Genomic DNA, 12,810 nt, shown 5'->3' with positions numbered 1-12,810 from the left:
GCTCACGCATCCAGCACCGCGAACCCGTCCACCTCGACGAGGGCCTTCTCGTCCCACAGGCGTACGACGCCGATGACCGCCATCGCCGGGTAGTCGCGGCCTGCCGACTCCCGCCAGACGCGGCCCAGTTCGGCGGCATGGGCGCGGTAGGCGGGGACGTCCGTGGCGTAGACCGTGACGCGTGCCAGGTCGGCGGGGGAGCCGCCGGCCGCCTTCAGGGCGGTCAGCAGGTTGGTCAGGGCGCGCGCGAACTGGTCGGGCAGGGTGTCGCCCACGATCTTTCCGTCCGTGTCCAGTGCCGTCTGCCCGGCGAGGAAGACCAGTCGGGAGCCGGTGGCGACGACGGCGTGCGAGAAGCCGGTGGGCGGGGAGAGTTCGGGCGGGTTCACGCGTTCCGTCGTCATCGTCCGGCCTCCCGCTCCGCGTACAACTCCCGCGCGATGATGCCCCGTTGGACCTCGCTCGCCCCCTCGTAGATGCGCGGGGCACGCACCTCGCGGTAGAGGTGCTCCAGCAGGTGGCCTCGGTGCAGGGCGCGGGCGCCGTGGAGTTGGACGGCCGCGTCGACGACGTACTGCGCGGTCTCGGTGGCGAGCAGCTTGGCCATGGCGGCGCGCCTGGACAGGTCCGGGGCGCCGGTGTCGTGGGCGGTGGCGGCCGCGTAGACCATCAGGCGGGCGGCCTCGGTGCGCAGGGCCATCTCGGCGACGGTGTGCGCGACCGTCTGGAGGTCCCTCAACTTGCCGCCGAACGCGTCCCGTTGTGCCGTCCAGTCGAGGGTGGCGTCGAGCGCGGCCTGGGCCATGCCGACCGCGAAGGCGCCGACGCTGGGGCGGAAGAGATCGAGGGTGGTCATGGCGACCCGGAATCCGCGGTCGGGTTCACCGAGGACGTCGTCGGCGGTGACCGGGACGGCGTCGAAGGCGAGGGCGCCGATGGGGTGCGGGGAGAGCATGTCGAGCGGGGTGCCGGTGAGGCCGGGGCGGTCGGCGGGCACCAGGAAGGCGGTGACGCCGCGGGCGCCGGCGCCTTCGGTCGTCCGGGCGAAGACGGTGTAGAAGTCGGCCTCGGGGGCGTTGGAGATCCAGCGCTTCTCCCCGGTCAGGCGCCAGCCGCCCCGGCCGTCGGGCGCGGCGGCCAGGGAGAGCGCGGCCGCGTCGGAGCCCGCCCCGGGCTCGGACAGCGCGAACGCGGCGACGGCGGTGCCGTCGGCCACCCGCGGAAGCCAGCGCTCGCGCTGGGCGGGGGTGCCGTGGGCATGGACCGGGTGGGCGCCCAGGCCCTGGAGGGCGAGCGCGGTCTCGGCCTCGGTGCACTCCTGGGCGAGGGACTCGCGCATCAGGCAGAGGTCGACGGCGCCGGAGGTGAAGAGCCGGGGCAGCAGGCCGAGGCGGCCCAGTTCGGCGAGGAGCTGATGGTTGACGCGGCCCGGTTCACCCTTCTCGGCGAGCGGGCGCAGCCGGTCGGCGGCCAGGGCGCGCAGTTCGGAGCACCAGGTGTTCTGTGCCGGTTCGAGTGAGAATGCGGGCATCGCAGGTCCCCTCCGTCGCCTCTGTACGGCGGCACTCCCATCGAACATATCGCGTCCCGTTGACTGTCGTCACCAACGCGCTACGCTCGGGTGGCCGGACCAGGCAGCCCAGCCTGACCAGCCGGCCCCACCGGACCAGCCCAGCCGGACTCGCCCGACCACGACGCCCACCCGAGAGCCCGTCCAGGCAAGGGGGCGAACGCCCATGAACGTCTCGCCAGACTCGGCACACTCACCCCGCTCGGCACACTCAGCCCGCTCAGCCCGCTCAGCCCACGTCGACACCTTCGCGCGCGACCATCTCCCACCCCCCGGCCAGTGGCCGGACCTCCGCTTCGAGTTGCCCGAGCTGGCCTACCCCGACCGGGTGAACTGCGCCGCCGCACTCCTCGACGGCGACGGACCCACCGACCCCGGCCGGCCGGTCTTCCGCACCCCGTCGGAACCCGTCTGGACGTACGGCGACCTGCGCGCCCGCGTCGACCGGATCGCCCACACCCTCACCGGCGACCTCGGGATCGTCCCCGGCAACCGTGTGCTGCTGCGCGGCCCGACCACCCCGTGGCTCGCCGCCTGCTGGCTCGCCGTGCTCAAGGCGGGCGCGATCGCGGTCACCGTGCTGGACCGGCAGCGCCCGCACGAACTGCGCACCATGTGCGAGATCGCCCGCGTGGGCCACGCGCTGTGCGACGTCCGCGCCGTCGACGACCTCGTCAAGGCGGAGGCACCCGGGCTGCGCATCACGACGTACGGCGGTGACGGACCCGACGACCTGCTGGACCGGCCGGGACCCGGCACCCCGTTCACCGCCGTGGACACCGCGGCCGACGACGTGGCGCTGATCGCGTTCACCTCCGGCACGACCGGCCGGCCCAAGGGGTGTCTGCACTTCCACCGGGACGTGCTGGCGATCGCCGACACCTTCTCGCGGCACGTCCTGCGGCCGGTGCCGGACGACGTCTTCGCGGGCAGCCCGCCGCTCGGCTTCACCTTCGGGCTGGGCGGGCTGGTCGTCTTCCCGATGCGGGCCGGCGCCAGCGCCCTGCTCCTCGAACAGGCGGGCCCCCGGCACCTGCTGCCCGCGGTCGCCGAGCACCGGGTGAGCGTGCTGTTCACCGCGCCCACCGCCTATCGCGCGATGCTCGACGACCTCGACGGGCACGACATCTCGTCGCTGCGCCGCTGTGTGTCGGCCGGTGAGAACCTGCCCGCGGCGACCTGGCGGGCCTGGCAGGAGCGGACCGGGCTGCGGCTGATCAACGGCATCGGCGCCACCGAGCTGCTGCACATCTTCATCTCCGCCGCCGACGGCCACATCCGGCCCGGCACCACCGGCGTCCCCGTGCCCGGCTGGCAGGCGCGCGTGCAGGACCCGGCCGGGGCGCCGGTCCCCGACGGCGAGCCCGGGCTGCTCGCCGTGCGCGGCCCGGTCGGCTGCCGCTATCTCGCCGACCCGCGCCAGCGGGAGTACGTGCGCGACGGCTGGAACGTCACCGGCGACACCTACGTCCGCGAGCCCGACGGCTACTTCCGGTACGTCGCCCGCGCCGACGACATGATCATCTCGGCCGGGTACAACATCGCGGGACCGGAGGTCGAGGAGGCGCTGCTGCGCCATCCGGACGTCGTCGAGGCGGCGGTCGTCGGACGGCCCGACGCGCACCGGGGCCAGGTGGTCGTGGCGTTCACCGTGCTGCGGGAGGGCGCGCCGCGCGACACGGAGGCCCTGCGCGCCTTCGTGAAGGCGGAGTTGGCGCCGTACAAGTGTCCGCGCGAGATCGTGCTGCTGGACGCGCTGCCGCGCACGGCGACCGGGAAACTCCAGCGTTTCCTGCTGCGCGCCCCGCAGGACGGCGTCCCGCCCGGCGGCGGTGCGGGCGTCCGTGAGGCAGTCGTCCCGACCGATGGTGACCAGCAGTGATGCCGACGACCTAAGATGATCAACGTGTCCGACCAGCCCGCACCTCGGTCTCTCATCGTCACGCTCTACGGCGCCTACGGCCGCTTCGCGCCCGGCCCCGTACCGGTCGCCGAACTGATCCGGCTGCTCGCCGCCGTCGGCGTCGACGCACCCTCCGTACGCTCCTCCGTCTCCCGGCTCAAGCGCCGCGGTCTGCTGCTGCCCGCCCGCACCGCGCAGGGCGCCGCCGGTTACGAACTCTCGGACGAGGCACGGCAGTTGCTCGACGACGGCGATCAGCGCATCTACGCCACGGCGCCCGCCGAGGACGAGGGCTGGGTGCTCGCGGTGTTCTCCGTGCCGGAGTCGGAGCGGCAGAAGCGCCATGTGCTGCGGTCCCGGCTCGCCGGCCTCGGTTTCGGCACGGCGGCGCCCGGGGTGTGGATCGCCCCGGCCCGGCTCGCCGAGGAGACCCGGCACACTCTTCAACGGCTGCGCCTCGACCCCTACGTCGACCTGTTCCGCGGTGAGCATCTGGGCTTCGCGCCGACCGTGGAGGCCGTCGCCCGCTGGTGGGACCTGGCGGCCATCGCCAAGGCCCACGAGGCGTTCCTCGACCGCCACGCCGACGTGCTGCGCGCCTGGCAGCAGCGGATGGACACCCCGCCTGAGGAGGCGTACCGGGACTATCTCCTCGCCCTGGACTCCTGGCGCCACCTCCCCTACACCGACCCCGGCCTGCCGACCCGGCTGCTCCCCGACGACTGGCCCGGCGCGAGGTCGGCGGCGGTCTTCCAGGGGCTGCACGAACGGCTGCGGGACGTGGGCGCGGGCTTCGCCGGGGTGGAGTGACCCCCAACCACCGACCTCGGTCTCAACTCAGCGGCGTGAGACGGGGTTTGGGCGCGTCCGTGCGGCCGGTGCGCGGCGGCCTGCTGCCCGCCCGGTAGGGGGCGGGCCATTCGGCGGCCGCTCCCGTGTAGCCCTGCTCGGCGGCGGCGTGCAGGGTCCAGTTGGGGTCGTAGAGGTGCGGGCGGCCGAGGGCGCACAGATCGGTACGGCCCGCCAGGATCAGTGAGTTGACGTCGTCCCAGGAGGAGATCGCGCCCACGGCGATCACCGGGACGCGCGCCTCGTGCCGGATACGGTCGGCGAACGGGGTCTGGTACGACCGCCCGAACTCCGGTGTCTCGTCGGCGACGACCTGGCCGGTCGACACGTCGATGGCGTCGGCGCCGTGCGCGGCGAAGGCGCGGGCGATCTCGACGGCGTCGTCCGCCGACGTGCCGCCCTCGGCCCAGTCGGTGGCGGAGATGCGTACGGTCATCGGCCGTTCCGCCGGCCACACCCCGCGTACGGCGTCGAACACCTCCAGCGGGAACCGCAGCCGCTTCGCGAGGGAACCGCCGTAGGCGTCGGTACGCCGGTTGGTGAGCGGGGAGAGGAAACCGGAGAGCAAGTAGCCGTGGGCACAGTGCAGTTCGAGCAGATCGAAGCCGACCCGGGCGGCCCTCCAGGCAGCGGCCGCGAACTGCTCGCGCAGATCGGTGAGTTGGGCGCGGGACAGCTCACGCGGCGTCCGGCCGCCCGGCTTGTACGGCAGCGGGGAGGCGGCCACGAGCGGCCAGTTGCCGTCGGGCAGCGGCTCGTCCATGCCCTCCCACATCAGCTTGGTGGAGCCCTTGCGTCCGGAGTGGCCGAGCTGGACGCCGATCGCGGCGCCCGGGGCCGCGGTGTGCACGAAGTCGGTGATCCGCCGCCAGGCGTCGGCCTGTCCGGCGGTGTAGAGACCGGTGCAGCCGGGGGTGATCCGGCCCTCCGGGGACACGCACACCATCTCGGTCATGACGAGCCCGGCACCGCCGAGGGCGCGGGCGCCGAGGTGGACGAGGTGGAAGTCGCCGGGGAGTCCGTCGGTGGCGGAGTACATGTCCATGGGCGAGACGACGACCCGGTTGCGCAGGGTCAGTCCGCGCATCCGGAACGGGGTGAACATGGGCGGTGTGCCGGGCGGGCAGCCGAACTCCCGCTCCACGGCCTCGGTGAAGTGGGCGTCGCGCAGCCGGAGGTTGTCGTGGGTGACGCGGCGGCTGCGGGTGAGGAGGTTGAAGGCGAAGCGGCGGGGCGGCTGGTGGAGGTGGAGGCCGAGGTTCTCGAACCACTCCAGGCTGGCCCGGGCGGCCCGCTGGGTGGAGGCGACGACGGGCCTGCGCTCCTCCTCGTAGGCGCTCAACGCCCTTTCCAGTGATGGCTGTTCGGTGAGACAGGCGGCCAGGGCGAGGGCGTCCTCGACGGCGAGTTTGGTGCCGGAGCCGATGGAGAAGTGGGCGGTGTGGGCGGCGTCGCCGAGCAGGACGACGTTGCCGTGCGACCAGCGTTCGTTGACGACCGTGCGGAAGGTGGTCCAGGCGGAGTTGTTGGACTTCAGGGGCCGTCCTCCGAGCGCGTCCGCGAAGATCTTGGCGCAGCGCTCGACGGACTCGCGCGGGTCCGACTCACTCTCGTCGCCTGCGTCGAATCCGGCCGCCCGCCAGACCTCCTCGCGCATCTCGACGATGACGGTGGACGCGTCGGCCGCGTACGGATAGCCGTGCAGTTGCATCACGCCGTGCTCGGTCTCGGCGATCTCGAAGCGGAACGCGTCGAAGGCGAAGTCGGCGGCGAGCCAGATGTAGCGGCAGCGGTGCGGAGTGAGCACCGGCCGGAACGCGTCGGCGTGGGCCGCCCGGGTCGCGCTGTGCACGCCGTCGGCGGCGACGACCAGGTCGTACTCCTGCGTCAGCCGGGCGGGGTGGGGGGCCTCGGTGCGGAAGCGCAGGTCCACGCCGAGGGAGCGGCAGCGCTCGTGGAGGATCTCCAGGAGCCGGCGGCGGCCGAGGGCGGCGAAGCCGTGGCCGCCGGAGGTGTGGCGGACGCCCCGGTGCACGATGTCGATGTCGTCCCAGCGTACGAACTCCCGCCGCAGGGCTTCGTACACGACCGGGTCGGCGTGTTCGATGCCGCCGAGGGTCTCGTCGGACAGGACGACCCCGAACCCGAAGGTGTGGTCGGGCGCGTTGCGCTCCCAGACGGTGATCTCGCGGGTGGGGTCGAGGCGTTTGAGGAGGGCGGCGGCGTACAGTCCGCCGGGGCCGCCCCCGACGACGGCGACACGCATCGCGGCGTCACCGCCCCCGCCACTTGGGGGGCCGTTTCCCGGTGAACGCGGCGTGGAACTCGGCGTAGTCCTCGCCGTTCATCAGCAGGGCCTGGGTGGCGGCGTCCAGTTCGACGGCGGCGGCGAGCGGCATGTCCAGTTCGGCGGTGAGCAGCGCCTTGGTCTGGGCGTGGGCGAGGGCGGGGCCGTCGGCGAGCCGGCGGGCCAGCGCTCGGGCGGCCCGGTCGGCGTCGCCCGGCTCGGTCAACTCGCTGATCAGGCCGATCCGTTCGGCCTCCGGGGCGTGCACGGCGTCGCCGAGCATCAGCAGCCGGGTGGCGTGGCCGAGGCCGACGACCCGGGGCAGGAGATAGGCGGCGCCCATGTCGCCGCCCGAGAGGCCCACCCGGGTGAAGAGGAACGCGAAGCGGGTGGTGGGGTCGGCGACCCGGAAGTCCGCGGCGAGGGCGAGGACCGCGCCGGCGCCGGCAGCCACTCCGTGCAGGGCGGCGACCACCGGGAACGGGCACTCCCGTACGGTGCGCACGACCTGGCCGGTCATCCGGTTGAAGTCGAGGAGCTGGGCGGTGTCCAGGGAGAGGGTGGCGCCGATGATCTCGTCGACGTCCCCGCCGGAGCAGAAGCCGCGGCCCTCGCCGGCCAGGACGAGGGCGCGCACGGACCGCTCCCGGGACAGCTCGGCGAGCAGATCGCGCAGGTCGGCGTAGGCGCCGAAGGTGAGGGCGTTGAGTTTCTCGGGGCGGGCGAGGGTGACGGTGGCGACGCCGTCCTCCCGCTCGACGCGGAGGTGTTCCCAGTGGGGGGTGGGAGCGGCGGATCCGGTGAAGGGACTCATCAGGGCGGCCTCCTCGACGGTCACCCCCGAAGTTATCACTCATACGTGACTGTCGTCACGAGCACGCGATAGAACCGGGGGGAGGACTGTGTCACCGGTCGTCGATAAGGCCGTAACAACGGGATCGGATCCGCGAGGCCGGCCGTTGTGAGGGGTAGGCCGTCCGGTAGCGGGGCCGCGGGTCCCGTCCGGCGCCCGCGGTGCACCTCTGCCGGGGGTCGCCGTACCATTCCTGAAGTTGAAGGCAGGACCGCCTGATGTCGATCACGGGACCCTGCGCCATGAACGGACTCGCCTTGCACGATCGCCCCTCCGACGCCGCCGCCTCCTGGCGGATCGCGCTGCCGCACTCCGCCGCGGCCGTGCCGGTGGCCCGCGCGCTGGTCCGCACGGCGCTGGCGGAAGCGGAGCACGGAGCGGACAGCGACACCGCCGAACTGCTGACGGCGGAGCTGGTGGCCAACGCGGTGGAGCACACCCCCGCCGGGGACGCCCCGATAGAGCTGGTGGTGGAGCTACGGCCGGGCGGCTGCCAGATCGAGGTCCACGACCACGACCCGGTCCCCCCGGGCGACCTCACCCGCCCCTCCGCCGGGGACCCCGACCCCTGGCAGGAACACGGCCGCGGCCTCCTCCTGATCCGCTCCCTCAGCTCCTCCTGCGGCCACCGCCCCACGGAACAGGGCAAGGCGGTGTGGTTCCGACTGGCGGTGATTCCCCCGCAGTGGCGGCCACGGCAGTCCTGACCCGGGGAAACCCCGTCAACCGCGGGCCATCGTCGCGACCAGGACCGCCTTGATCGTGTGGAGGCGGTTCTCGGCCTCGTCGAAGACGACCGAGTGGGGGGACTCGAAGACCTCGTCGGTGACCTCCAGGGAGTCCAGGCCGTGGGCCTCGAGGATCTCCTGGCCGACCGTGGTGCCGAGGTCGTGGAAGGCCGGCAGGCAGTGCAGGAACTTGACGTCCGGGTTGCCGGTGGCGCGCAGGACGTCCATGGTCACGGCGTACGGGCCGAGGGCGGCGATCCGCTCGTCCCAGACCGCCTTGGGCTCGCCCATGGAGACCCAGACGTCGGTGGCGACGAAGTCGGCGCCGAGGACGCCCTCCGCGAGTGACTCGGTGAGGGTGATCCGCGCCCCGCTGGTCCCGGCGAGCTTGCGGGCCCGGTCGACGATCTCCTGGGCGGGCCAGTAGCTCTTGGGGGCGACGATCCGGACGTCCATGCCGAGCAGGGCGCCGGTGATCAGGTAGGAGTTGCCCATGTTGAAGCGGGCGTCGCCGAGGTAGGCGAAGGCGATGCCGGTGAGGGGCTTCGCGCAGTGCTCGGTCATGGTCAGCACGTCGGCGAGCATCTGGGTGGGGTGCCAGTCGTCGGTGAGGCCGTTGAAGACGGGCACCCCCGCGTGCGCGGCCAGCTCCTCGACCTTCGCCTGGCTGTCGCCGCGGTACTCGATGCCGTCGTACATACGGCCCAGCACGCGCGCGGTGTCCTTGACGGACTCCTTGTGGCCGATCTGGGAGCCCGACGGGTCGAGGTAGGTGGTGGAGGCGCCCTGGTCGGCGGCGGCGACCTCGAACGCGCAGCGGGTGCGCGTCGAGGTCTTCTCGAAGATCAGCGCGATGTTCCGGCCGCGCAGATACCGCGTCTCGGTCCCGGCCTTCTTGGCCGCCTTCAGTTCGGCGGCCAGCTCGATCAGGCCGCGGAACTCCTCGCCGGTGAAGTCCAGCTCCTTGAGGAAGTGGCGTCCGGCGAGGGCGGTCGGGACTGTCGCCATGGGGGCGCTCCAGGAAGTGCGGTCGGCAGGTGCGGTGACAGGGACGAGCAGGAACTTGCATGGAACTCTATACGACCACCGGCATTTATATACAGGTGCCTGTTCCCACGACTCGCACACCAGTCCCAGTGACCCACCCGCCTACACGGGCCCCCGCTCCAGCGGACAGCTCATACAGCGCGGCCCGCCCCTCCCCCGGCCCAGCTCGCTGCCGGGGATCTCGATCACCTCGACACCCTGTTTGCGCAGGTGGGTGTTGGTGGTGGCGTTGCGTTCGTAGGCGACGACGACGCCCGGCTCGACGGCGAGGACGTTGCAGCCGTCGTCCCACTGCTCGCGCTCGGCCGCGTGCACGTCCTGGGTGGCGGTGAGCACCCGGATCTCGCTCAGGCCGAGGGCGGCGGCGATCGCGCGGTGCATGTGCTCCGGCGGATGGTCGGTGACCTTCAGTTCCTTGTCGCCGACGCCCGGCTCGATGGTGTACGAGCGGAGCATGCCGAGCCCCGCGTACTGGGTGAAGGTGTCACCGTCGACCATGGTCATGACGGTGTCGAGGTGCATGAAGGCGCGCCGCTTCGGCATGTCGAGGGCCACGATGGTCCGGGCCGAGCCGGCGGCGAAGAGCTTGTGGGCGAGCATCTCGACGGCCTGCGGGGTGGTGCGCTCGCTCATCCCGATGAGGACGGCGCCGTTGCCGATGACGAGGACGTCGCCGCCCTCGATGGTGGACGGGTAGTCGGCCTGCCCCTCGGACCAGAGGTGGAACGGTTCCTCCCGGAACAGCGGGTGGTGCCGGTAGATCGCCTCGAAGTGCACGGTCTCCCGCTGCCGCGCCGGCCAGCGCATCGCGTTGATGGCGACGCCGTCGTAGATCCAGGCGGAGGTGTCGCGGGTGAAGAGGTGATTGGGGAGCGGGTCGAGGAGGAAGTCGTCGAGGTCCATGACGTGGAAGCGCACGGAGGTCGGTTCGGGGAACCCCTCCAGGAACTCCCGTTTGGTCATGCCGCCGACCAGGCTCTCGGCCAGTTCGGGTGCGGTGAGGGTCTCGAAGGCGGTACGGAGGTGGTCGGTGGCGAGGACCCCGTACTCCTTCTCGTCGAAGACGCGGCCCAGGACGAGTGCTCGGGCCGCCGGGATCGCCAGGGCCTCGACGAGCAGATCGCCGAAGAGATGCACCTCGACGCCACGGTCCCGCAGGACGTCGGCGAAACCGTCGTGCTCGGCGCGCGCCCTGCGCACCCAGAGCACGTCGTCGAAGAGCAGCGCGTCCTTGTTGCTGGGGGTGAGCCTTTTGAGCTCGAGATCCGGCCGGTGCAGGATGACGCGCCGCAGTTGCCCGGCCTCGGAGTCGACTTGGAATCCCATGACTCCATCCTGACCATCGAAGCCCGCCTTCACCCGCTTGTGGACCGTTTCGCAACCGCTTGTTTTCGTCCCCTTGACGACAAACGGTGGAACGGATTATCGTCGTAGTGACGAAAACGGGGACGGGACACAGGGACGAGGGGGGCCTCTCATGGCCGACATCACACGGCGCCTCGGCTGGCGCCATCTGCGCGGCGCGCCGACGGCGCACATACGCCACCACCGCTCCGGAAAGCTGGTGCACGACGGGCCCGGACTCAGCTTCTGGTTCCGCTCGCTGACCGCCGCGCTCTCCGAAGTGCCGGTCGACGACCGCGAACTGGCCATGACCTTCCACGCCCGTACGGCCGACTTCCAGGACGTGGCGGTGCAGGCCACCGTGACCTACCGGGTCAGCGACCCGGCCGTGGCCGCCGCCCGGCTGGACTTCTCGATCGACCCCGACACCGGGGTGTGGCGCGGGGCGCCGCTGGAGCAGCTCGGCACCCTGCTGACGGAGACGGCCCAGCAGCACGCGCTGGACGTCCTCGCCCGTACGCCGCTGGCGGCGGCGCTGGTCGACGGGGTGACGTCGGTGCGCGAGCGGGTCGCGGCGGGGCTGGCGGCCGAACCCCGGCTGCCGGCCACCGGTATCGAGATCGTCGCCGTCCGGGTGGTCGCCCTGCGGCCGGAGCCGGAGGTCGAGCGGGCGCTGCGCACCCCTGCCCGCGAGCTGATCCAGCAGGAGGCCGACCGGGCCACCTACGAGCGGCGGGCGGTGGCCGTCGAACGGGAGCGGACCATCGCCGAGAACGAACTCGCCAGCAAGATCGAACTGGCCCGGCGCGAGGAGCAGTTGGTCGAGCAGCGCGGTACGAACACCCGGCGCGAGGCGGAGGAGAGCGCGGCCGCCGACAAGGTGCGGGCCGAGGCCGAGGCCACCCGCACGGTCCGGCTGGCGGAGGCCGAGGCGGCGCGTGCGGTGAAGCTCGCGGCGGCCGAGGCGGAGCGCGCGGTGAAGCTGTCCGAGGCGGAGGCCGCGGGGCAGGTCCGGCTGGCCGACGCGGAGGCGCGGCGCACCGAGCGGATGACCGAGGCCGAGGCGGCGCGCACGGTCCGGCTCGCGGAGGCGGAGGCCGCCCGCGCCGTCCAACTCGCCCGCGCGGAGGCCGAGTCGGCGCGCGCGGTCGGTGAGGCGCGGGCCCAGGCGCAGGCGGCCTGGCTGCGGGTGCACGCCGATGTCGACGTGACGACCCTGCACGCGCTCACCGGCACCCGGCTCGCGGAGAACCTGCCGCACATCGACAGTGTCACCGTCTCGCCGGACGTGCTGACCGGGCTGCTCGCCAAGCTGGGAGTGCGGGAGTGAGTCTCGCCCCGCGGGCCGTGCTGGTCCATCGCACCACGGAGTACGAAGAGTTGACGGCCCGGCACGGCACGCACGGCCAGGCCGCCTTCTTCCTCTCCTCGCGGGGCCGGGACATCGAGGAGGTGGCGGAACGGCACCGGCGCACCCGGCGGGCACTGGCGGAGGTGACGGCCGCGATCCCCCTGACGTGGCGTCAGACCCGCCTGGAGCGGGCCGATCTGGACCGCTTCCTGTTCGCCCCGGAGGACGTGGTGATCGTGGTCGGGCAGGACGGACTGGTGGCGAACGTCGCCAAGTACCTGTCCGGCCAGCCGGTCGTGGGCATCGACACCGACCCGGGCCGCAACCCGGGCGTCCTGGTCCGCCACCGCCCGGCGGACGCGGCCGCCCTCCTCGCCTCGGCGCTCGCCGCGGGGACGGGCGTCGACGAGCTGACCATGGTGGAGGCCGTCGCCGACGACACCCAACGGCTGCTCGCCCTCAACGAGATCTACCTGGGCGCCGCCGGCCACCAGACCGCCCGCTACCGCCTGGGCCTCGACGGCGACGGGGGTGCCGTCGAGGCCCAGGCGTCCTCCGGGGTCCTGGTCGGCACCGGCACCGGCGCCACCGGCTGGATCCGCTCGGTGTGGGGCGAACGGGGCGGCGGCGGGCTGCGCCTTCCGGGCCCGGCGGAGAACCGGCTGCTGTGGTTCGTGCGCGAGGCGTGGCCGTCCCCGGCGACCGGCACCTCCCTGGTGGCCGGCGAACTGACGGCCGGCGCCCGCCTGACCGTCACCGTCGAGTCCGAACGCCTCATCGCCTTCGGGGACGGCATCGAGACCGACGCCCTGGAGCTGACCTGGGGGCAGACCGTACGGGTGGGGGTGTGCGGGGAGCGGCTGCGGCTGCTGGGGTGA

The 12,810-nt window shown here is 72.9% G+C and carries 11 protein-coding genes; 5 read left to right on the top strand and 6 right to left on the bottom strand.

Annotation, left to right across the window (positions count from 1 at the left end):
* Positions 1-2: 2 nt before the first annotated feature.
* Together AFM16_RS29390 and AFM16_RS29385 are read right to left on the bottom strand one after the other, a co-directional pair.
* Positions 3-404: a RidA family protein gene (locus tag AFM16_RS29390; RefSeq protein ID WP_078635269.1), complete on the bottom strand. Its 402-nt coding sequence runs from the start codon at positions 402-404 to the stop codon at positions 3-5.
* A complete protein-coding gene (locus AFM16_RS29385) occupies positions 401-1,531 on the bottom strand; it encodes an acyl-CoA dehydrogenase family protein (protein WP_078635266.1) in 1,131 nt (376 codons plus the stop codon). Before AFM16_RS29385 ends, AFM16_RS29390 begins: the two co-directional genes overlap by 4 nt.
* Before the next feature lie 205 nt (positions 1,532-1,736).
* Here AFM16_RS29385 and AFM16_RS29380 point away from each other — a divergent pair, with 205 nt between their 5' ends.
* Complete coding sequence (locus tag AFM16_RS29380; protein WP_078635263.1) at positions 1,737-3,452, top strand: AMP-binding protein; 1,716 nt, start codon at positions 1,737-1,739, stop codon at positions 3,450-3,452.
* A gap of 15 nt (positions 3,453-3,467) precedes the next feature.
* Positions 3,468-4,283 (top strand): PaaX family transcriptional regulator, encoded by an 816-nt coding sequence (locus AFM16_RS29375; protein ID WP_030789807.1) that lies wholly within the window; start codon positions 3,468-3,470, stop codon positions 4,281-4,283.
* 22 nt (positions 4,284-4,305) lie between these two features.
* Here the strand turns inward: AFM16_RS29375 and AFM16_RS29370 are convergent, their stop codons facing one another.
* Together AFM16_RS29370 and AFM16_RS29365 are read right to left on the bottom strand one after the other, a co-directional pair.
* On the bottom strand, positions 4,306-6,588 hold the full coding sequence (locus tag AFM16_RS29370; RefSeq protein WP_078635261.1) for a bifunctional salicylyl-CoA 5-hydroxylase/oxidoreductase: 2,283 nt from the start codon (positions 6,586-6,588) through the stop codon (positions 4,306-4,308).
* 7 nt (positions 6,589-6,595) lie between these two features.
* Entirely contained in the window at positions 6,596-7,423 is an 828-nt protein-coding gene (locus AFM16_RS29365) for an enoyl-CoA hydratase family protein (RefSeq protein WP_078637124.1), read from the bottom strand.
* A 281-nt stretch (positions 7,424-7,704) separates the two neighbouring features.
* Between AFM16_RS29365 and AFM16_RS29360 the strand changes: the two genes are divergently transcribed.
* A complete protein-coding gene (locus tag AFM16_RS29360; RefSeq protein ID WP_037875735.1) occupies positions 7,705-8,169 on the top strand; it encodes an ATP-binding protein in 465 nt (154 codons plus the stop codon).
* A 15-nt stretch (positions 8,170-8,184) separates the two neighbouring features.
* Here AFM16_RS29360 and argF read toward each other — a convergent pair whose 3' ends face one another.
* Together argF and AFM16_RS29350 are read right to left on the bottom strand one after the other, a co-directional pair.
* Complete coding sequence (argF, locus tag AFM16_RS29355) at positions 8,185-9,198, bottom strand: ornithine carbamoyltransferase (protein ID WP_030789817.1); 1,014 nt, start codon at positions 9,196-9,198, stop codon at positions 8,185-8,187.
* A gap of 141 nt (positions 9,199-9,339) precedes the next feature.
* Positions 9,340-10,563 (bottom strand): arginine deiminase, encoded by a 1,224-nt coding sequence (locus tag AFM16_RS29350; RefSeq protein ID WP_030789819.1) that lies wholly within the window; start codon positions 10,561-10,563, stop codon positions 9,340-9,342.
* A 151-nt stretch (positions 10,564-10,714) separates the two neighbouring features.
* Here AFM16_RS29350 and AFM16_RS29345 point away from each other — a divergent pair, with 151 nt between their 5' ends.
* Positions 10,715-11,911: an SPFH domain-containing protein gene (locus tag AFM16_RS29345; protein WP_078635259.1), complete on the top strand. Its 1,197-nt coding sequence runs from the start codon at positions 10,715-10,717 to the stop codon at positions 11,909-11,911.
* Complete coding sequence (locus AFM16_RS29340; RefSeq protein ID WP_078635256.1) at positions 11,908-12,810, top strand: NAD(+)/NADH kinase; 903 nt, start codon at positions 11,908-11,910, stop codon at positions 12,808-12,810. Before AFM16_RS29345 ends, AFM16_RS29340 begins: the two co-directional genes overlap by 4 nt.

The organism is Streptomyces antibioticus (assembly GCF_002019855.1).
Classification (GTDB): domain Bacteria; phylum Actinomycetota; class Actinomycetes; order Streptomycetales; family Streptomycetaceae; genus Streptomyces; species Streptomyces antibioticus_B.
The sequence above is the reverse complement of the archived record's forward strand: the minus strand, read 5'-3'. Positions and strand labels throughout refer to the sequence as shown.